Source organism: Streptomyces violaceusniger Tu 4113, assembly GCF_000147815.2.
Classification (GTDB): Bacteria; Actinomycetota; Actinomycetes; order Streptomycetales; family Streptomycetaceae; genus Streptomyces; species Streptomyces violaceusniger_A.
In genome coordinates this window covers 8,149,863-8,168,639 of sequence record NC_015957.1, presented here as the reverse complement: position 1 = coordinate 8,168,639, position 18,777 = coordinate 8,149,863, and the positions used below count along the sequence as shown (strand labels likewise).

The window sequence follows — 18,777 nt, the reverse complement described above, 5'->3', positions numbered from 1 at the left end:
CCGCATCGGGCGCGCCCCTGGGGGCCACGGTCACGCGGCCTGCCACCGCGGTGGCTCAGCGCCGGTGTGCGGTGCGTCAGTTGTGGCCGAAGCTCTTCTGCCGGCCCTTGCGCGCCGTCGAGGGGCTGCCCTCCGGTCGCATCGCCTGCGACTGCCCGTCCATCGACGGCTGCTGCTCGGCGGGGCGGTCGGCCGCACCGCGCTCCTGACGCTGTTCCTGCTGCTGCTTGCGATCGCGGTTCTTGTTCTTGCCCATGGTGGTCTTCCTCCAGTTGGGATCAGCCCCCTGGCGAAGGGCCCTCCCGGGCGAAGCCCTTCGGGAAGAAACAGTGACATGCCACGGTGACCCGTGCATTTCGGGCAATTACGGTGAGTGAGAAGGAGAGTATTGGCGGGTAAGCCGTATCCGCCACGCCGGTGATCCAGTTCGGACTGATAACCCCCGCACGGTCGGGCAGACTCGAAGGAAAGCCGAAAACCACATCCGGGGGCACGGCTGTGCGCGGGGGGCGACCGAGGACTGGACCGTCAGGAAAGAGGGTGGAACGTGGACCGCTGCGTCGTCCTGGTGGACGCCGGGTATCTGCTGGGCGCCGCCGCGAGCCTGCTGGCCGGGGAGCCCGCCCGATCGCGCATCTCCGTCGACCACGCGACCCTCATCCAGGGCCTGCGGGAGCGGGCCGAGGCCGAGACCGAATGCCCGCTGCTGCGGATCTACTGGTTCGACGGCGCCCCCGACCGGGTGCCCCAGCCCGAGCACCGGCGGCTGCGCGTGATGCCCCGGGTGACCGTACGACTGGGCGCGCTCACCCGCAGTGACGGCCGCTGGGCCCAGAAGGGCGTGGACGCCGCCATGCACGCCGAGCTCACCGAGCTCGCCCGCAACCGGGCCTGCGCCGACATCGTCCTCGTCACCGGCGACGGGGACCTGCTGCCCGGGCTGATGTCGGCCAAGGAGCACGGCGTCGCCGTCCACCTCTGGGCGGTCCAGGCCGCCGACGGCGACTACAACCAGTCCGAGGACCTCGTCGCCGAGGCCGATGAGCGGCGCGTCCTCGACCGCGCCTGGATCACCCGGGCGGTGCGCGCCAAGGAGCTTCCCGGGCCCTGTGCGCCCGTCTCCGAGCCCCGCCCGGAGATCGCGGCCATTCTCTCCGCCCCGCTGCCGGAGACGGCCGCCGCCGCTGCCGCCGCGGCCGCGAGCGGGTCGCCCGGCCCGGCGGAGGCACCCGGCGGCCGTAACGGCGCCGCCCGGCCCGGCGCCGATGTGACCGGCCCGGCCGCCGCCCCCGGCCGCCCCGCCGGCCCGGCCCCCGAGGCGGGCACGGACGCCGCGGCGGCAGGCGCCGGCAAGGGGGTGCCCACCCCCAAGGACCTCGCCGACCTGGGCCGCGGCCCGGCCGCGCCCGGCGGCCAGGGCGAGCGGCAGCAGGCCGCCGGTGCCACCCTGCGCTGGTCCTCCGACAAGGGCTGGGTCGACCGGGGCCCCGGCGCTGTGGGGGAGCCGCCGGAGACCGCCAACCTGCCCATGCTGGCCCAGCTCACCAGCGCCGAGCAGCGGTGGGCCGACCGCGAGGAGGACATCACGGCCGTCAGCGGCGACCCCTTCGAGGTCGGCCAGGTCTTCGCCCGCCGCTGGACCGACCGGCTCGCCGACCCGGGTCCGTTGCGCCAGATCTCCACGGAGTACCCCCGCATCCCGCACCGCATCGACGGTGAACTGCTGCGCTACGCGGCCCGCTTCGGGCTGCTGGCCCACAAGGACGACCAGATCGACGAGCACGACCGCTATGCGATCCGGGCGGGCTTCTGGCGCGAAATCGACCTCCGCTCGGCCGCGGAACACGCCCAGACGGGCGGCTAGGGGCATCCGGCGGATCGTGACGCCAGCGGCGGGCTGCTCCATTTCCCGCCCCTTCCCCCGGCGATACGCGGCTCCGCCGCGCGGCAGGGCTTCGCCCCTGGCAACGCGATCCAGCCCCTCCGGCGTTTGAGGAGCGGGGTCCAGGGGCGGAGCCCCGGCGGGGGCCGGGGCCGGGCCCCACGCGGCTGAACCTCCCCCCGACCCAGATCCTCGCCGTCGTGCCCGCGGTGCTCCCCGGGACGTACTCCGTTCTCGTCACGACCCCCGGCGGCACCGACACGGCCGCGCCGCCGACCCTCCTCGTCCTGTGATCCTCCGATCCGTCCCCGAGGGCCCCGAGGACGGGAGCGGGTGTTTGGGCGCGTACCCTCATAGCTCGTGAGGACGGGCGCGAAACAGGCGACGAGTGGCGATGTGGTGTGCACCGTGCGCGGCCTGGTCAAGACCTATCCCGCGGCGCGCGGCCGCCGCGGCGCCCCCGCCACGCCCGCCGTCCGGGCCAGCGACGGCATCGACCTCGATGTGGTGCGCGGCGAGGTCTTCGGGCTGCTCGGGCCCAATGGCGCCGGCAAATCCACCCTCGTACGGCAGCTCACCGGCCTGCTGCGGCCCGACGAGGGCAGTGTGCGGGTGCTCGGCCACGATCTCGTACGCCACCCGGAGCGCGCCGCCCGGCTGCTGTGCTACCTCGGCCAGGACTCGACCGCGCTGGACGAGCTGACCGTCGCCCTCGCCGCCGAGACCACCGCGCGGCTGCGCGGGCTGGAGGCCCGCGCGGCCCGTGCCGAGCGGGATGCGGTGATCGAGGAGCTGGGGCTCGGGGAGATCGCCGGGCGCCCGCTGAAGAAGCTCTCCGGCGGCCAGCGGCGGCTGGCCTGCGTCGCCGCCGCGCTGGTGGGGGAGCGGCCGCTGCTGGTGCTGGACGAGCCCACCAGCGGAATGGACCCCGTCGCCCGGCGCGCCGTATGGGCGGCCGTGGACCGGCGGCGGGCCGAGCGGGGTGTGACTGTGGTGCTGGTCACCCACAACGTGATCGAGGCGGAAACGGTTCTGGACCGGGTCGCCGTACTGGACCGCGGCAAGGTCATCGCCTGCGACACGCCCGCCGGGCTGAAGGCGCTGGTCGCCGACGAGGTGCGGCTGGAGCTGGTGTGGCGCACCGAGCCGCCGCTGGACGTGCCCGAGGTCGCCGCCCTGCGGAGCGCCGCCGAGGCGGCCCGGGCCGCCGACGGCGTCTCCGGGCGGTGCTGGACGCTCCGGCTCCCGCCGGACGAGGCGCGCGCCGCCATCGCCACCGTGACCGGTGGCCCCGCTTTCGCGGCGCTGGACGATTTCACCCTTGCCACGCCGAGCCTGGAGGATGTGTACATCGCCCTGGGCGGCCGTGCGGAGGGCGCGGAGGGGCTGGTGAAGGCGTGACCGCCGGGGTGAGCCGGTGAACACGTCGGGGACCGTGACCGTAAGAGCCGTAGAGGCGAAGAGGAGCCGCGCAACGTGAGTGTCATGCCCGCCGTGTCCGGTGTATCCGGTGTGTCCGGGACCACTGGTGTGCCTGGTGTGTCCGGTGCTTCCGCTGGGCTGCCCAGTGCGCCCGGTGCCTCGTCCGGTGCCTCCGGTACGTCGGGGGCGTCCGGTGAGGCCGGGGACATCCCCGCGCCGCTGGCGGCGCGGGCGCGGCTCTTCCCGGCGCTCGCCGCGGTCTACCGCGCCCAGCTCTCGCGGGCCAGGGTGGCCCGGATACCGCTGCTCTTCGTGGCCACCTTCCAGTCCATCGGGATCATGATCCTGATGCGCGGGGTGGTGGACGGCGGGAGCGAGGCGCGGTCGGTGGTGGCCGGGTCGAGCGTGCTGGTCGTCGCCTTCGTGGCGCTCAACCTGCTCGCCCAGTACTTCGGCCAGCTCCGGGCCAGCGGCGGGCTCGACCACTACGCGACGCTGCCGGTGCCGCCCTCGGCCGTGGTGCTCGGGGCGGCCGCCGCGTACGCCTCCTTCACCGTGCCCGGGACCATCGTCACCGCGGTCATGGGCAGCGTGCTCTTCCAACTGCCCATGACGCATCTGTGGATCCTCCTCGCCGTGATCCCCCTCTCCGGCGCCGCCCTCGCCGGACTCGGCGCCGTGCTGGGACTGCTCGCCCCGCGTCAGGAACTCGCCACGCTGTGCGGGCAGTTGGGGATGTCCGCCGCGCTGCTGCTCGGGGTGCTGCCCGCGGACCGGATGCCGCAGGTGGTGTCGTACGCGCGCGATCTGCTGCCGTCGACGTACGGTGTGGAGGCCCTGGCCCGGACGTTCGACGGGCAGCCCGACTGGTGGGTGGTCTGTGCCGACCTCGGGGTGTGCGCCGGGGTGGCCGTGGTGTCCCTCGCCGCCGCGACCTGGGCCTATCGGCGGGCGGCGGTGCGGTGACGCGCCGCAGCGAACGTCCCGCCGACCGAAGTACGCCATCCGCCTGGCACGATGACGGGGTGACCGCACCATTGACGCCACATGATCCGCCTCCGCCGCACGAGGACCCCGCCGAGGGCCGCCCCCCGGCCCACGGGCAGCCTGCCGGGGACTCCTCCGTGCCGAATCCCTCCGGGTACCCGGAGAATCCTGAGCACCCCGAGCACCCTTCCGGGCATCCGGAGGGCTCGGAGCACTCCGAGCACTCCGAGCCGGGGCCCGAGTTGCGCGCCGAACTGGTGCAGGCGTCACTGGTCGCCATCGCGGTGGCGGTCGCCGGGGTGCTTCTGGGGCTGCTGTGGCTGTGGTTGGCGCCGAAGGTCCCCCTGGTCTCGGACGGCTCCGCCGTCTATCTGAAGAATTCGGAAGGGGAGGACGCGATCGGCGCGGACGGTGTGTTCACGCTGCTCGGGCTCGCCTTCGGGGCCGTCTCGGCCCTCATCGTCTTTCTGCTCTTCCGCCACGGCGGTATCGCGCTGGTCATCGGCCTGGCGATCGGCGGGGTGCTCGCCTCGGTGATCGCCTGGCGGCTGGGCCTCTGGCTGGGACCCACCTCGGACGTCGTGGCCCACGCCAAGGAGGCCGGTAAGGGCGTCACCTTCGACGGACCGCTCAAGCTGGGCGCAAAGGGGGCGCTGCTGGCGTGGTCGGTGGCGGCGATGGTGATCCATCTGGCGCTGACGGGGTTGTTCGGCCCCCGGGACCCGGAGCCCGCGCTGCCGCACGTGGCGAGCCCGGAAGCACGCTAGGGGAGATGTCCGGCGGTTCGTGACGCCTGCGGCGGGCTGTTCCCCGCCCCTGATGTGCGGCTCCGCCGCGTGGCAGGGCACTGCCCCAGGCCCCGTGTTCCAGGGGCTGTTCCGCTTTGCGCCCCTTCCCGCAGCATCGATTTGCGGCTCCGCCGCGTGGTGGGGCTCCGCTCCTGGCCCCGGGTTCGGGGGGTGGGGCTTCTGGTAGCGGCTGGCGGTGGGCGGGCTGTTCCCCTCCCCGCCCCTTCCCGCAGCATCGATATGCGGCTCCGCCGCGTGGTGGGGCTCCGCCCCAGGCCCGAGACCCCAGGCCCGGGGACGGGGCTTCTGGTGTCGGGCGGCGGTGGGCAGGCTGTTTCCCTCCCCAGCCCTTTGGCGCGGCATCGAATTGCGGTTCCGCCGCGTGGCGGGGCGCTGCCCCGGACCCCGGGATCCGGGGCAGCGCCCCAGGTATCGGGCAGCCGTGGGCAGGCTGCTCCCCGCCCGGCCCTTTCCGGAGCCGGGGTTCTGCGCCAGAACCCGCGGTACAGGGGCGGAGCCCCTGCCACGCGGCGGAGCCGCAAATCGATGCTGCGGGAAGGGGCGGCGAGGGGAAAGATCCGCCGGACACCCCCGCAGGCCGCCCCCTGGGCGGCCACGGAGCCATCAGTGGGCGTCGGGTCACGGGGGTTGGCAAGTGCTCGTCCGGGAGCGTGCGTAAGGCCGGTTTAGCTCGATCGTGTGATGGTCGGCTTCTGGCCTTGTGGCGCCACGGTGGGGTCGGGTTGGCGTGGCTGTGCGATCTGGGACGCCGGGTGCGGTGCCAGTGTGCGGGTCCCCTGCTCCACCGGAGAGATGGTTGAGGGCCTCCCTGTCGCCTCTGGCCGTATCCACGTGGCCAGGTCGTGAGGGACTCCGCCCGCCCGGCTCGGACCACGGACGCGATCCGTGTCGCCGCCCGGGATGCGAAAGCGGACGACCAGTGCGCCCAAAACCGTTCGGGGCGTGCCAGTGAGCGGACCTACTCCCGCTCACTGCCCAGGAACGGTGGGTGCCGCTGCCGGAGCGGGTGTCGAGCGGGTGTCGGGTGGCATGGGCGGGCACCAGGCGGCACGAGCGGGCGTCGGGTCACGGGGGGTGGGCGCCGGAGCACAGGGGCCCCGTAAGAGCGCTGTGGGCGCTATGCGCGGGCGATCGGCGCCAGTACCGCGTCCGTCAGCGACGCCAGGTCCCCCGGCGCCAGCTCGACCTCCAGCCCGCGGCGGCCCGCCGAGACACAGATCGTCTCGTAGCCGGTGGCCGACTCGTCCAGAGCCGTGGGCAGGCGCTTGCGCTGACCGAGCGGGGAGATCCCGCCCCGCACATAGCCCGTGGTGCGCTCGGCCGCCGCGGGGTCCGCCATCGTGGCGCGCTTGCCGCCCACCGCCGAGGCGAGCGCCTTGAGGTCGAGGGTGGCCGAGACCGGCACGATGGCGACCGTAAGGCGGTCATCGACGCTCGCGACAAGCGTCTTGAAGACCCGGCCCGGTTCGACGCCGAGCGCCTGGGCGGCCTCCTCGCCGTAGGAGGGGGCTGCCGGGTCGTGCTCGTAGGAGTGCAGCGTGAAATCCGTGCCCGCCGCGGTGAGGGCGGTGGTGGCGGGGGTGCCCGCCGAGGTCTTCTTGGTCTTCTTGGGCATGTTCGTCCGCGTCAGTTGGGGCTGGTGGGACCGCGGGTCAGATCGACGGCCGGGAGCGACGGGAGCTTACCGATGACGGCGCTCTCGGCGCGAAGGAGTTTCAGCTCGTCGGCCAGCCGGCTCGCGGTGTCCGGCGCCTGCAGCAGCCGCTGCTTCGCGGGAGTGTCGAGCACGGCCGCGGCCGCCACCAGGTAGGAGAGCACGGACGGTTCGCCCGGGAGGTCCTGCTCATTCGCCAGGGTCCGCTCACGGGCGCCCGCGAGCCGCTTCTGGTACATGCGGAAGGCTCGTACGACCCCCGAGGCCAGCGCCCCGGCCCCCTCGCCCTGCTCCTCCTCCAGCTCCTTGACCTCGGCCGTCAGATAGGGGCCGGAGGAGTCCACGGAGACCAGTTCGAAGCGGGTGGTGCCGGTGGCCAGCACCTCGAAGGTGCCGTCCTCCTGCTCCCGGATGGTGGCCGCGTCGGCCACGCACCCCACGGCGTAGAAGGACTTGGCGGGATCCGGGCCGAACCCGGCCGTGGGGCCTGGGTCCGGCCGCGTGACGGTGTCCGGGAGGCCGGCCGCGCTCGGGGCGACCTCATGGCCGTCCCGGATCGCGATCACCCCGAACCGGCGCGGCGCGTCCTCGGGAAGCGCCGACAAATCGCGCATCAGGGAGCGGTACCGCTGCTCGAAGACGTTCAGGGGCATGACGAGCCCCGGGAACAGCACCGTGTTCAGCGGGAAGAGCGGAAGGCGCGCGGAGGTCACGGGGCGTAAGCCTAATGGCCCCGCGCGTTTCCTTTCACTGGTGCCGCAGCAGCCGGTCACTGGCGCCGCAGCAGCCGGGACGCACCGGCGGCCACCGCGGTGGCCAGCACCCAGCCCAGCAGGATCATCACGATGGACGCCCATTGGACGGCGCCGTCCGGTCTCCAGTAGCCGTCCATGCCCAGATCGATCACCGGGATCAGCAGATCGAGCGTGTACAGCGTGGCGTTCCAGTTCGGGGATTCATCCGGCTTCAGGGCCTCCGGCCGGTTGTGGGCGAAGAACACCGAGCCGACCGCCCACAGCACCGCCATCCACACCGCGGCCCGGCCCGGGCGGTACCCGTAGGCCACCGTCCAGTCCTGGAGATAGCCCCAGACCTTCCCGGCGACCGGCAGTGTCTCCCGGCGGCGGCGCTGCTTGGCGAGCTGCACCTCGCGCGCGTCGGCGTCCTCGCCGCTGGCCCGCATCGTGTTGGCCAGCATCTCGTACGGCTCGGGCGCGTACTCGGGGGTCGCCGCGGCCACCCACTCCAGCCGCCGGGCCAGCGGGAAGTGGCCGCGCGGAATCAGGCACTCATAGCTGAACCCGGCCATGGTCAGCCCGCCCGGCCCCGGCCAGCTCACCGACTTGTCGACAAGGTTGACCACCCGGGCGCCGGAGAGGATCACCCGGCCGTGCTGCGGCCGCTCCCCGAGGAAGCGCAGCTCGGGCGTCTGGACCCGGCGCAGCGACAGCTCCTGGTCGTTCTCCATGATGAAGCGGGCCTGGTCGAAGTCGATGGCGTCGCCGATCCGCCCGTCGTCCAGCCGGATCCCGCCCTCGCATTCGAAGCGCTGGATCCGGGTGCCCCGGGTGGGGGTGGAGGCGGTGCCGTACGGCGGGGTGGAGCCGCTGGAGTACGTGCTCACCCCGCCCGCGGTGAGATAGAGGCTGCGCTCCACGGTGAGCTGCGGCGCGTTGAGCGCGCGACGGCCGTAAGGGTTGCGCAGCCGGCTGCCGCGCAGGCTGAGCGACACCCCGATCTGCGCCCCGCGCAGGCTCAGCTCGCCATAGGACTCGATCATGTCGGCCTGGAAGTCCTGGGCGACGGTCAGCCCGTCGGCGCTGATCGACATGCCCCGGCGGTCGCGGCGCACGATGAGCTGGTTGAGCAGTAAATCCGTGCCGATATGGGCGTCGGTGAGCCGGATCCCGTGTTCGACCACACAGCGCGGCAGATGCAGATCGCCCTCGGTGCGCAGCCGGGCCGCCTCCAGCCGGGGAAGGGCGCAGCCCACCAGGCGCAGGGTGGTGAACTGCGCCTCGGGGAGCAGCACCTCCCGCTCGAAGCGGCAGTTCTTCAGCTCCACATAGGGCTCGATGTTCCCGCCGGCCAGGTCGAGCGTGCCGGTGATGTGCACCCCGTTGAGCTTGAGTGCGGCGACCCGGCCCGGCTGCGCGGGCGGCCCGTCCAGCAGCAGGAGGGCCACGACACGCGCGCGGACACTGCGCTCCGGGCCCCAGGCGTACGGGCCGGAGGGGTCGTTCCGCTGGGGGTGCGAGGTGCGCAGATCATGGGTGCTGCCATTGCGGAACGCCTGCCACATGCCCCATTCGGCGGTGGTCAGGTCGAGGCCCGGGGGTGGGTCGCCATCGTGCGGCTCGGTCACAGCCGTGTCCCCTCCTGATTCTCCGTGTCCCCGTACGGAGCACATTCCCGCTGAGTAACCGGTTGAACGCCAACGGTCAGGGTCAACTTAGGGCGTCCGTATCACTGACTGATACGGGGGGAGGGGCGTCGTGGCGGGTCTGAGACAATTGATCGCGTGATCTCTCGTATCGATCTGCGCGGTACCGCCTTCCCGGAAGGCGGGATCGACCGCGACCTGCTGCCCCGTGCCGAGCTCGACGTCGAGGCCGCCCTGGAGAAGGTGCGGCCCATCTGCGACGACGTGCGCCATCGCGGTACCGCTGCGCTGATCGACTACGCCCATCGGTTCGACGGCGTCGCCATAGAACGGGTGCGGGTCCCCGCGGAGGCGCTGGAGCGCGCCCTCACGGAGCTGGACCCGGCCGTGCGCGCCGCCCTGGAGGAGTCCGTCCGGCGGGCCCGGCTGGTCCATCGCGACCAGCGGCGCACCGACCACACCACCCAGGTGGTGCCGGGCGGCACGGTCACCGAGCGCTGGGTGCCGGTCGAGCGCGTCGGGCTGTACGTACCGGGCGGGCGCTCGGTCTACCCCTCCTCCGTGGTGATGAACGTGGTGCCCGCGCAGGAGGCCGGGGTCGGCTCGATGGCCGTCGCCTCCCCGCCGCAGGCGGAGTTCGGCGGGCTGCCGCACCCCACGATCCTCGCGGCGTGCGCGCTGCTGGGCGTGGACGAGGTGTACGCGGCGGGTGGCGCCCAGGCCGTCGCCATGTTCGCCTACGGCACCGAGGACTGCCGCCCGGTCGCGATGGTGACCGGGCCGGGCAACATCTTCGTGGCCGCGGCCAAGCGGCTGCTCAAGGGCCGGATCGGCATCGACGCCGAGGCCGGGCCGACCGAGATCGCCATCCTCGCCGACGCCACCGCCGACCCGGTGCACGTGGCCGCGGACCTGATCAGCCAGGCCGAGCACGACCCGCTGGCCGCCTCGGTGCTGGTCACCGACTCCGAGGAGCTGGCCGCCGCGGTCGAGAAGGAGCTGGACGTCCAGCTCGGGGCCACCAAGCACGTCGAGGACCGGATCCGTCCGGCCCTTTCCGGGCGGCAGTCCGGCATCGTGCTGGTCGACGGCATCGAGCAGGGCCTGGCCGTCGTGGACGCGTACGCGGCCGAGCACCTGGAGATCCAGACCGAGGACGCGGCGGCCGTCGCGGCCCGGGTGCGCAACGCCGGGGCGATCTTCGTCGGGGCCTTCGCGCCGGTGTCGCTCGGCGACTACGCGGCGGGCTCCAACCATGTGCTGCCCACCGGCGGCTGCGCCTGCCACTCCTCGGGGCTGTCCGTGCAGTCGTTCCTGCGCGGCATCCATGTGGTGGACTACAGCCGGGAGGCGCTGGCCGAGATCGCCGGCCATGTGGTGACGCTGGCCGAGGCGGAGGATCTGCCCGCCCACGGCGCCGCGGTGAAGGCAAGGTTCGACTGGAAGGTGCCACCGAGCAAGTGACTGGCATTGACGATCTCCCGATCCGGGACGAGCTCCGTGGTAAATCCCCGTACGGCGCCCCGCAGCTCGAGGTGCCCGTACGGCTGAACACCAACGAGAACCCCTATCCGCTGCCCGAGCCGCTGGTCGCCCGCATCGCCGAGCGGGTCACCGAGGCGGCCCGGAACCTCAACCGCTACCCGGACCGGGACGCGGTCGAGCTCCGCACCGAGCTGGCCCGCTACCTCAGCCGTACGGCCGGCCTGGAGGTCGGCGTCGCCCAGGTCTGGGCGGCCAACGGGTCCAACGAGGTGCTGCAGCAGCTTCTGCAGACCTTCGGCGGGCCCGGGCGCACCGCGATCGGCTTCGAGCCCTCGTACTCGATGCACGCACTGATCTCACGCGGCACCGGCACCGGCTGGATTTCCGGTCCCCGGAACGCCGATTTCACCATCGATGTCGATGCCGCCCGTAAGGTGATCGCCGAGCACCGCCCCGATGTCGTCTTCATCACCTCGCCGAACAATCCGACGGGGACGGCCGTCGCGGCCGAGACGGTGCTGGCGCTCTACGAGGCGGCGCAGGCCGCCAGGGCGGAGGCCGCCGGGGCGCTCGTCGTCGTGGACGAGGCGTACGGGGAATTCAGCCACCGTCCGTCGCTGCTGCCGCTGATCGAGGGGCGGCCGCGGCTGGTGCTCTCGCGGACCATGTCCAAGGCGTTCGGCGCGGCCGGGCTGCGGCTCGGCTATCTCGCCGCCGATCCGGCGGTCGTCGACGCCGTCCAGCTCGTCCGCCTGCCGTACCACCTGTCCGCCGTCACCCAGGCCACCGCGCTGGCCGCCCTGGAGCACACCGATACGCTGCTGGGGTACGTCGAGGCGCTGAAGGCCGAGCGCGACCGGCTGGTGAGCGAGCTGCGCACCCTCGGCTGCGAGGTGACCGACTCCGACGCCAACTTCGTCCAGTTCGGTCGCTTCGAGGACGCCCACGCGGCGTGGCAGGGCCTGCTGGACCGGGGTGTCCTGGTCCGTGACAACGGCGTACCGGGCCGGCTGCGGGTCACCGCGGGCACACCGGCCGAGAACGACGCGTTCCTCGACGCGGTACGCGAGCTGATGAAGGAGAAAAGCGCATGACCCGCGTGGGACGTGTGGAGCGCACGACCAAGGAGACCTCGGTCGTCGTCGAGATCGATCTCGACGGCACCGGCCAGGTCGATGTATCGACAGGTGTCGGCTTCTACGACCACATGCTCGACCAGCTCGGCCGCCACGGCCTCTTCGACCTCACGGTCAAGACCGAGGGCGACCTGCACATCGACACCCACCACACCATCGAGGACACCGCCCTCGCGCTCGGCGCCGCCTTCAAGCAGGCGCTCGGCGACAAGGTGGGCATCTACCGGTTCGGCAACTGCACGGTGCCGCTGGACGAGTCGCTGGCCCAGGTGACGGTCGACCTCTCCGGCCGCCCGTACCTGGTGCACACCGAGCCGGAGAACATCGCGCCGATGATCGGCACCTACGACACCACGATGACCCGGCACATCCTGGAGTCCTTCGTGGCCCAGGCGCAGATCGCCCTGCACGTCCACGTCCCGTACGGGCGCAACGCGCACCACATCGTGGAGTGCCAGTTCAAGGCCCTGGCGCGGGCCCTGCGCTACGCCAGCGAGCGCGACCCCCGCGCCGCCGGGATCCTCCCCTCCACGAAGGGGGCGCTGTGAGCGTCGCGCGCGCGGCCGCCGGGGCGCAGATGACACGTGACCCGCGCTTTCGCCGCGCGGGCGGAGAAGCGAACGAGGTAGCTGTGAGCGTCGCGCGCGCGGCCGCCGGGCCGCAGATGACACGCGACCCGCGCTTTCGCCGCGCGGGCGGAGAAGCGAACGAGGTAGCCGTGAGCGTCGCGCGCGCGGCCGCCGGGCCGCAGATGATATGCGACCCGCGCTTTCGTCGCGCGGGCGGAGAAGCGAACGAGGTAGCGTCTTGAACGGCCTGTCGACCGTGTTCATCCTCGTGGGGCTTTTTCTGCTCGGCGGGGTCGTCTCCTTCGTCAAGCAGGGCATCTCCAAGAGCATCGTCACGCTGCTCGGGATCGGCGCCACGATGGCGCTGCTCGCCGGGATCCTGCGGCTTGAGGTATGGAATTGAGCGACCTGACGAACAGCACGACCGCGAAGAACGTCGTCGTCTTCGACTACGGATTCGGCAACGTACGCTCCGCCGAGCGGGCCCTCGCCCATGTCGGCGCGCAGGTCGAGATCACCCGCGACTACGACAAGGCCATGGCCGCCGACGGGCTCCTCGTGCCCGGCGTCGGTGCCTTCGCCGCCTGCATGAACGGGCTGCGTGAGGCGCGCGGCGACTGGATCGTGGGGCGCCGGCTGTCCGGCGGCCGCCCGGTCATGGGCATCTGCGTCGGCATGCAGATCCTCTTCGGGCGCGGTATCGAGCACGGCGTCCAGGCCGAGGGCCTGGACGAATGGCCCGGCACGGTCGAGCCGCTGCGCGCCCCCGTCGTCCCCCACATGGGCTGGAACACGGTCAAGGCGCCCGAGGACTCACAGCTCTTCGCGGGCCTGGACGAGGGCGAGCGGTACTACTTCGTCCACTCCTACGCGGTCCGCACCTGGGAGCTCGAGGTCACCAACCCCCACATGCCCTCCCCCAAGGTGAGCTGGGCCACCCATGGCGAGCCGTTCGTCGCCGCCGTGGAGAACGGCCCGCTGTGGGCCACCCAGTTCCACCCCGAGAAGTCGGGTGACGCCGGAGCGCGGCTGCTCCGCAACTGGCTCGACACACTCTGACCGGCCCGCGCCGGCCCCGGTCCGCACCCGCCCTTCCCGCCCGCACCGCCCGCACGCTCTCACCGAAGGTTGTCCGCATGCGCTCGAACCGCCTCGAACTCCTCCCCGCCGTCGATGTCCGCGACGGCCAGGCCGTCCGCCTCGTCCACGGCGAGTCCGGCTCCGAGACGTCGTACGGCGACCCGATGGAGGCCGCCCTGGCCTGGCAGCGGGCGGGCGCCGAATGGCTGCACCTGGTGGACCTCGACGCCGCCTTCGGCACCGGGGACAACCGCGAGCAGATCGCCGAGGTGGCCCGCGCCATGGACCTCAGGGTCGAGCTGTCCGGCGGCATCCGCGACGACGCCTCGCTGTCCGCCGCCCTGGCCACCGGCTGCGCCCGGGTGAACCTCGGCACGGCCGCCCTGGAGTCCCCGGAATGGGTCGCCAAGGTCATCGCCGAGCACGGCGACCTCATCGCGGTGGGCCTCGATGTGCGCGGCACCACGCTGCGCGGCCGCGGCTGGACCCGGGACGGCGGCGATCTGTACGAGACGCTGGCCCGCCTCGACTCCGAGGGCTGCTCCCGCTACGTCGTCACCGACATCGCCAAGGACGGCACCCTCCAGGGCCCCAACCTGGAGCTGCTGCGCAATGTCTGCGCCGCGACCGAAAAGCCCGTCGTCGCCTCCGGCGGCGTTTCCTCGCTCGACGACCTGCGTGCCCTTGCGACTCTGGTACCGGAAGGTGTCGAGGGCGCCATCGTGGGCAAGGCACTCTACGCCAAGGCGTTCACCTTGGAAGAGGCGTTGGAGGCGGTATCCGTATGACCTCACCCGAGTCCGCGCGGCGGGTCCAGACCGACAGCCCCTGGGAGGAGAGCATCGGGTTCGCCCGGGCCGTCGAGGTCGGTGACCTGGTGCTCGTCGCCGGGACGATGCCGCTGGCGGAGCGCGGCGTGCTGGAGGGCGAGGGCGATCCGTACGAGCAGACGCTCGCCGCCTTCGGCCATGCGCTGGACGCGCTGAAGAAGTTCGACCTGGGCGTCGAATCGGTGGTCCGCACCCGTATGTACCTCACCCACGCCCGTGACGTGGACGAAGTGGGCCGCGCCCACAAGGAGCTCTTCGACGCCGTACGCCCCGCCGCGACGCTGGTCGTGGTGTCCGGTTTCGTCGACTCGCGTGTCCTGGTGGAAGTCGAACTGGAAGCATTCCGAGGAGCACGACAGTCATGACCCTGGCGGTCCGAGTCATCCCCTGCCTGGACGTGGACAACGGCCGGGTCGTCAAGGGCGTCAACTTCCAGAATCTGCGCGACGCGGGCGACCCGGTCGAGATGGCCAAGGTCTACGGCGAGGAGGGCGCGGACGAGCTGACCTTTCTCGACATCACCGCCTCCTCCGGCGACCGCGAGACCACCTACGACGTGGTCCGCCGCACCGCCGAGCAGGTCTTCATCCCGCTGACGGTCGGCGGGGGCGTCCGCACCCCGGAGGACGTCGACAAGCTGCTGCGCGCCGGGGCGGACAAGGTCGGCGTCAACACCGCCGCCATCGCCCGCCCCGAGCTCATCCGCGAGATCTCCCAGCGCTTCGGCAGCCAGGTGCTCGTCCTCTCGGTCGACGCCCGCCGCTGTCCCGAAGGGACGGTGACCTCCTCCGGCTACGAGGTCACCACCCATGGCGGCCGCCGCGGCACCGGCATCGACGCCGTCGAATGGGCCCACCGCGCGGCGGAGCTGGGCGCGGGGGAGATCCTGCTGAACTCCATGGACGCGGACGGCACGAAGGACGGCTATGACACGGCCATGATCGAGTCCGTCCGCAAGCACGTCACCATCCCGGTCATCGCCAGCGGCGGCGCGGGGAAGCTGGCCGACTTCGCCCCGGCGGTCGCGGCGGGCGCGGACGCGGTGCTGGCTGCCTCCGTCTTCCACTTCGGCGACCTTCGGATCGGCGAGGTCAAGGACGCGCTGCGGGACGCGGGGCACCCGGTCCGCTGAGGGATCCACGCCTGCGGCGGGGGCCACCGTACGGTGACCCCCGCCGCGTCGGCTTTCAGGACGTCACGGGCGTCACTTCGCGGTGCCGTCGCCCTGCGGCCGCTCGCGGTAGTGGTCGACGATCCCGCTCTCCAGAGTGGCGTCCTCCTCCAGGACGTCACCCTTCTTGCCCGCCGCGAAGTCCTTCGTCCGGTAGCTGCGGTCACCGAGGAAGGCGAGGCTGTCCCGGTCGAAGACCCACTCGGTCGCGACCCACGTCCGCTTGTCGACGCGGGTGATGGCGAACCCGTGGCGGCCCGCCGCGTCCACCGCGTCCTCCTGCCGCGTCACCCCGGGGATCTTCGCGGCGGCCTTGTACAGCGCGGCGGCGTTCTCCGGCGGCATCACATCGCCCAGCAACCGACCGACCTGGTCGAAGACGGCCTGCGTCTTCTCCTGGCCGTCCTCTGCCTCGGTCATCCGGTACAGCTCCTTGAGCAGGACGTCCGGGTCGGTCGGCAGGGACGCCAGCCACTGGTACGTGGGGCGGTCGATGCCCGCCGTGGACCCTCCCAGTTCGTACATCGGGGAGTAGCCCTCGTCATCGTGTATCTCGCCGGTCTTGTTGATCCGCTTCACCCGCTGCGACTTCCAGACCTCGCGCTCGCTCCGCGGCTCCAGCTTGGAGGCGCCGTTCTCCTTCATCTCGGCCCCGGCCCCGACGCTCTTGAGGTAGACGAACTGATCCTGGCGCACCGGCTGGACGTCCGACTTCGCCGCGGTCCCGGCGATCCGGTCGAGCAGGACGGTGGCGCTCTCGCGGGGCTGGGCGGCGCTGTCGCCGGACCCTCCGCCCCCGGTGAAGGTGACGGCCAGCGCCCCGGCCAGCGCCAGGGCCGCGGCGGGCATCACCAGCGCGGGGCGCAGCAGCCGCGGCCCGGCCTTCCGGGCGGGGGCGGGGGTGCGGTTCTGGTCGTCATCGATGTGCTGCATCAAACGGTCCTTGTGGTGGAGGTAGGGCTCGGAAGGAACGTCCCGCTCGGCCGGTGCGGGAAGCAGCCGGGCCAGTTCCTCGCGTTCCGCTTCCTCGTGCTCGGCCCGGTCGGGCCCGGAGCCAGCGGCGTTCATCGGGGTTCCTCCTGAAACTCCTGATAGGGCAGGGCCGCGAACGCGGCCTCACGCTGTACCTCTCCGCGACGGGGTGGCGGTTCCGTCTTTTCTTCCGCGAGCCGCTGCTCGGCGAGCTTGCGCAGCCGGGTGCGGGCCCGGGACAGCCGCGAGCGCACGGTGCCGACCGGAATCCCCAGCGCCTGGGCGGCCTGCGCGTAGTCCAGCCCGGACCACACGCACAGCGCCAGCACCTCCTGCTCGCCGCGCCGCAGCCGGCCGTAGACCGTGCGTACGGCGGCGAGCCGGCGGGCGTCGTCGATCCGCCCGGCGGTCTCGTCGGCGAAGTCCGCCACCGGGGCGGGCGCCGGGCGGCGGGCCAGGAAGGCCAGGCGCCGGCCGATGCCGCGGTTGGCGTTGCGGGCCTTGTTCGTCGCCACGCCCAGCAGCCACGGTTTCAGCGTGCCGTCGCCCGGCTCCAGTTGCTCCCGGGTACGCCAGGCGTCGAGGAACGTGTCCCCCATCACCTCCTCGGCCACCGACCAGTTGCCGGTCAGCCGGTAGGCGTGGTTGTAGACCGCGCGTGCGTACTCCGCGTAGAGCTCTGCGAACGCCTCGCGGTCACCCGCCCGTACCCGCGCTCGCAGGCCATCACTCATGTTGTTTGCACCTCACACCCGTGCCTCTCCGCACGGCGGAGGTGGTTCCCGTGATCTGTGCCACACCACTTACGGGGAGGGTGGTTCGCCGGTTACGGGGAGGGTGGTTCGCCGGTCTCCGACGCCGTCGCGATCACCTCGTCCAGGACATCGCGGGAGCGGAGCAGGTCATCGATCATCCGGTTGATGCGCTTCCGCTCCGTGGTGAGGTCGGAGACGAGCTGGGAGTTGGCCCGCCGGGACGGGCCGCCGTCCGTATCGCGCATACAGGGGAGCAGTTGGGCGATCTTCTCGCTGCACAGCCCGGCGGCGAAGAGTTCCTGGATGCGGATGACCCGGTCCACCGCGCTCTCGGGGTAATCGCGATGGCCGCCCGGCGTACGCTCGGCCGTCATCAGGCCCTGCTTCTCGTAATAGCGCAGGGAGCGCTCGCTCACGCTGGTGCGCCGAGCCAGTTCGCCGATCCGCATGCTCACCTCGTCTGCCGGGTTGGGCCGTGACTCCGGGGACTTGAATCTGACATTGATGTCAAGTTCTACCGTACCGGCATGACGCACACACCCCGGATACCCCGCCTCTTCGAACCCGCCCGCCTGGGCCCGCTGGAGCTGCCCAACCGCCTGGTGATGGCGCCGATGACCCGCAACCGCGCCGCCGCCGACGGTGTACCCGAACCGATCATGGCCACCTACTACGCCCAGCGCGCCACGGCCGGGCTGATCGTCGCCGAGGCCGCCACGCCCAACGCGGTGGGGCAGACCTACCCCGACATCGCCGCGATCCACAGCGCGGCGCAGGTGGCCGGATGGCGGCGGGTGACCGACGCGGTGCACGCGGCGGGCGGCCGGATGTTCCTCCAACTGCAGCACGGCGGCCGGGTCGGCCACCCGGACACCAGCGGACTGACGCCGGTGGCTCCCTCGCCGGTCCCGTTCCCGGAGACGATCTTCACCCCCGGCGGCCACCAAGAGGCCGTTGTACCACGCGAGATGACGGTCGAGGAGATCCGCTCCACCGTCGCCGACTTCGCCACCGCCGCGCGCAACGCCCTCGACGCGGGCTTCGCCGGAGTGGAGGTGCACGCCGCCAACGGCTACCTCCTCCACCAGTTCCTGGCCCGGAACACCAACCGCCGCACCGACGCCTACGGCGGCTCGGTGGCCGGGCGCATCCGATTCGTGGCCGAGGTGGTCCACGCCGTCGCCGACGCGATCGGCCCCGAGCGGGTGGGCCTGCGCATCTCCCCGGGATCCACCGTCAACGGCATCGAGGAGGGCGACCCCGAGACCCTCTACCCCGCCCTCATCAAGGAACTGGCGGACACCGGCCTCACCTACCTCCACATCGTCCGCGCCGAACCGGACCACCCCCTCTTCCGGGAACTCCGCGCCGCCTGGCCCGCCACCCTGATCGCCAACCCCTCACTGCCCGGCGACGGCGTCCCCGCCGACGGCGGCATGCACCAGGCCGAGCGACTGCTGGCCGCCGGAGCCGACCTGATCGCCCTCGGCCGCACCTTCCTGGCCAACCCCGACCTGGTGACCCGCCTGCGCACCGGCGCCCCGCTCAACCCCATCCGGGACGCGTATCTGATGTACGTGGGCGGCGAGACCGGCTACACGGACTACCCCACACTGACGGCGGCCTGAGCCCAGCCGACCCG

20 protein-coding genes are annotated in these 18,777 nt (G+C 72.4%); 13 read left to right on the top strand and 7 right to left on the bottom strand.

The features are described from left to right. Window positions 1-76: 76 nt before the first annotated feature. On the bottom strand, window positions 77-256 hold the full coding sequence (locus STRVI_RS33390; protein ID WP_014059986.1) for a hypothetical protein: 180 nt from the start codon (window positions 254-256) through the stop codon (window positions 77-79). A gap of 291 nt (window positions 257-547) precedes the next feature. On the opposite strand from STRVI_RS33390, the gene STRVI_RS33385 reads away from it, so the two are divergent. The 4 genes from STRVI_RS33385 to STRVI_RS33370 all read left to right on the top strand — a co-directional run bounded on the left by STRVI_RS33385 (window position 548) and on the right by STRVI_RS33370 (window position 5,058). Further along, window positions 548-1,864, top strand: coding sequence for an NYN domain-containing protein (locus STRVI_RS33385; protein WP_014059985.1), 1,317 nt, complete (start codon window positions 548-550; stop codon window positions 1,862-1,864). Between the two features lie 378 nt (window positions 1,865-2,242). After that, entirely contained in the window at window positions 2,243-3,283 is a 1,041-nt protein-coding gene (locus STRVI_RS33380) for an ABC transporter ATP-binding protein (RefSeq protein ID WP_043236936.1), read from the top strand. 84 nt (window positions 3,284-3,367) lie between these two features. After that, on the top strand, window positions 3,368-4,270 hold the full coding sequence (locus tag STRVI_RS33375; protein ID WP_435532633.1) for an ABC transporter permease: 903 nt from the start codon (window positions 3,368-3,370) through the stop codon (window positions 4,268-4,270). Window positions 4,271-4,329: 59 nt separating this feature from the next. Then, a complete protein-coding gene (locus STRVI_RS33370; protein ID WP_208949191.1) occupies window positions 4,330-5,058 on the top strand; it encodes a magnesium transporter in 729 nt (242 codons plus the stop codon). 1,159 nt (window positions 5,059-6,217) lie between these two features. On the opposite strand, the gene ybaK is transcribed toward STRVI_RS33370, so the two are convergent. From ybaK to STRVI_RS33355, 3 genes are read right to left on the bottom strand one after another with little or no spacing between them, the layout of a single operon-like run. Then, window positions 6,218-6,715 carry a Cys-tRNA(Pro) deacylase gene (ybaK, locus tag STRVI_RS33365; protein WP_014059980.1) on the bottom strand — a complete coding sequence of 166 codons (498 nt, stop codon included), beginning with the start codon at window positions 6,713-6,715 and terminating at the stop codon, window positions 6,218-6,220. 11 nt (window positions 6,716-6,726) lie between these two features. Further along, a complete protein-coding gene (locus tag STRVI_RS33360) occupies window positions 6,727-7,467 on the bottom strand; it encodes an LON peptidase substrate-binding domain-containing protein (protein ID WP_014059979.1) in 741 nt (246 codons plus the stop codon). Window positions 7,468-7,523: 56 nt separating this feature from the next. Continuing rightward, entirely contained in the window at window positions 7,524-9,119 is a 1,596-nt protein-coding gene (locus tag STRVI_RS33355; RefSeq protein ID WP_014059978.1) for a hypothetical protein, read from the bottom strand. Window positions 9,120-9,275: 156 nt separating this feature from the next. On the opposite strand from STRVI_RS33355, the gene hisD reads away from it, so the two are divergent. The 8 genes from hisD to hisF all read left to right on the top strand — a co-directional run bounded on the left by hisD (window position 9,276) and on the right by hisF (window position 15,369). Further along, window positions 9,276-10,601 carry a histidinol dehydrogenase gene (gene hisD / locus STRVI_RS33350; protein WP_014059977.1) on the top strand — a complete coding sequence of 442 codons (1,326 nt, stop codon included), beginning with the start codon at window positions 9,276-9,278 and terminating at the stop codon, window positions 10,599-10,601. Next, complete coding sequence (locus STRVI_RS33345) at window positions 10,598-11,716, top strand: histidinol-phosphate transaminase (protein ID WP_014059976.1); 1,119 nt, start codon at window positions 10,598-10,600, stop codon at window positions 11,714-11,716. The genes hisD and STRVI_RS33345 overlap by 4 nt, the downstream gene beginning before the upstream one ends. Then, a complete protein-coding gene (gene hisB / locus STRVI_RS33340; RefSeq protein ID WP_014059975.1) occupies window positions 11,713-12,306 on the top strand; it encodes an imidazoleglycerol-phosphate dehydratase HisB in 594 nt (197 codons plus the stop codon). Before STRVI_RS33345 ends, hisB begins: the two co-directional genes overlap by 4 nt. 259 nt (window positions 12,307-12,565) lie before the next feature. After that, entirely contained in the window at window positions 12,566-12,730 is a 165-nt protein-coding gene (locus STRVI_RS53045) for a hypothetical protein (RefSeq protein ID WP_014059973.1), read from the top strand. Then, complete coding sequence (gene hisH, locus STRVI_RS33330) at window positions 12,721-13,386, top strand: imidazole glycerol phosphate synthase subunit HisH (RefSeq protein WP_078505491.1); 666 nt, start codon at window positions 12,721-12,723, stop codon at window positions 13,384-13,386. The genes STRVI_RS53045 and hisH overlap by 10 nt, the downstream gene beginning before the upstream one ends. Before the next feature lie 77 nt (window positions 13,387-13,463). Continuing rightward, on the top strand, window positions 13,464-14,195 hold the full coding sequence (gene priA, locus STRVI_RS33325; RefSeq protein ID WP_014059971.1) for a bifunctional 1-(5-phosphoribosyl)-5-((5-phosphoribosylamino)methylideneamino)imidazole-4-carboxamide isomerase/phosphoribosylanthranilate isomerase PriA: 732 nt from the start codon (window positions 13,464-13,466) through the stop codon (window positions 14,193-14,195). Then, window positions 14,192-14,602 (top strand): RidA family protein, encoded by a 411-nt coding sequence (locus STRVI_RS33320; protein ID WP_014059970.1) that lies wholly within the window; start codon window positions 14,192-14,194, stop codon window positions 14,600-14,602. Before priA ends, STRVI_RS33320 begins: the two co-directional genes overlap by 4 nt. Further along, window positions 14,599-15,369, top strand: a complete 771-nt coding sequence (gene hisF / locus STRVI_RS33315) for an imidazole glycerol phosphate synthase subunit HisF (protein WP_014059969.1) — start codon at window positions 14,599-14,601, stop codon at window positions 15,367-15,369. Before STRVI_RS33320 ends, hisF begins: the two co-directional genes overlap by 4 nt. A 72-nt stretch (window positions 15,370-15,441) precedes the next feature. On the opposite strand, the gene STRVI_RS33310 is transcribed toward hisF, so the two are convergent. The 3 genes from STRVI_RS33310 to STRVI_RS33300 form a co-directional block, all read right to left on the bottom strand. Then, complete coding sequence (locus tag STRVI_RS33310) at window positions 15,442-16,476, bottom strand: CU044_5270 family protein (protein ID WP_014059968.1); 1,035 nt, start codon at window positions 16,474-16,476, stop codon at window positions 15,442-15,444. Further along, entirely contained in the window at window positions 16,473-17,114 is a 642-nt protein-coding gene (locus tag STRVI_RS33305) for an RNA polymerase sigma factor (protein ID WP_014059967.1), read from the bottom strand. The genes STRVI_RS33310 and STRVI_RS33305 overlap by 4 nt, the downstream gene beginning before the upstream one ends. Window positions 17,115-17,206: 92 nt before the next feature. Next, complete coding sequence (locus tag STRVI_RS33300) at window positions 17,207-17,584, bottom strand: MerR family transcriptional regulator (protein ID WP_014059966.1); 378 nt, start codon at window positions 17,582-17,584, stop codon at window positions 17,207-17,209. Between the two features lie 78 nt (window positions 17,585-17,662). Between STRVI_RS33300 and STRVI_RS33295 the strand changes: the two genes are divergently transcribed. After that, entirely contained in the window at window positions 17,663-18,763 is a 1,101-nt protein-coding gene (locus tag STRVI_RS33295) for an alkene reductase (protein ID WP_014059965.1), read from the top strand. The last annotated feature ends 14 nt before the right edge of the window (window positions 18,764-18,777 follow it).

Bases quoted from the DNA above. Each gene is read 5' to 3' on its own strand.
- STRVI_RS33390 (WP_014059986.1), bottom strand. From the start codon at position 256: ATGGGCAAGAACAAGAACCGCGATCGCAAGCAGCAGCAGGAACAGCGT.
- STRVI_RS33375 (WP_435532633.1), top strand. From the start codon at position 3,368: ATGCCCGCCGTGTCCGGTGTATCCGGTGTGTCCGGGACCACTGGTGTG.
- ybaK (WP_014059980.1), bottom strand. From the start codon at position 6,715: ATGCCCAAGAAGACCAAGAAGACCTCGGCGGGCACCCCCGCCACCACC.
- hisB (WP_014059975.1), top strand. From the start codon at position 11,713: ATGACCCGCGTGGGACGTGTGGAGCGCACGACCAAGGAGACCTCGGTC.
- hisH (WP_078505491.1), top strand. From the start codon at position 12,721: ATGGAATTGAGCGACCTGACGAACAGCACGACCGCGAAGAACGTCGTC.
- priA (WP_014059971.1), top strand. From the start codon at position 13,464: ATGCGCTCGAACCGCCTCGAACTCCTCCCCGCCGTCGATGTCCGCGAC.
- STRVI_RS33320 (WP_014059970.1), top strand. From the start codon at position 14,192: ATGACCTCACCCGAGTCCGCGCGGCGGGTCCAGACCGACAGCCCCTGG.
- hisF (WP_014059969.1), top strand. From the start codon at position 14,599: ATGACCCTGGCGGTCCGAGTCATCCCCTGCCTGGACGTGGACAACGGC.
- STRVI_RS33310 (WP_014059968.1), bottom strand. From the start codon at position 16,476: ATGAACGCCGCTGGCTCCGGGCCCGACCGGGCCGAGCACGAGGAAGCG.
- STRVI_RS33305 (WP_014059967.1), bottom strand. From the start codon at position 17,114: ATGAGTGATGGCCTGCGAGCGCGGGTACGGGCGGGTGACCGCGAGGCG.
- STRVI_RS33300 (WP_014059966.1), bottom strand. From the start codon at position 17,584: ATGCGGATCGGCGAACTGGCTCGGCGCACCAGCGTGAGCGAGCGCTCC.
- STRVI_RS33295 (WP_014059965.1), top strand. From the start codon at position 17,663: ATGACGCACACACCCCGGATACCCCGCCTCTTCGAACCCGCCCGCCTG.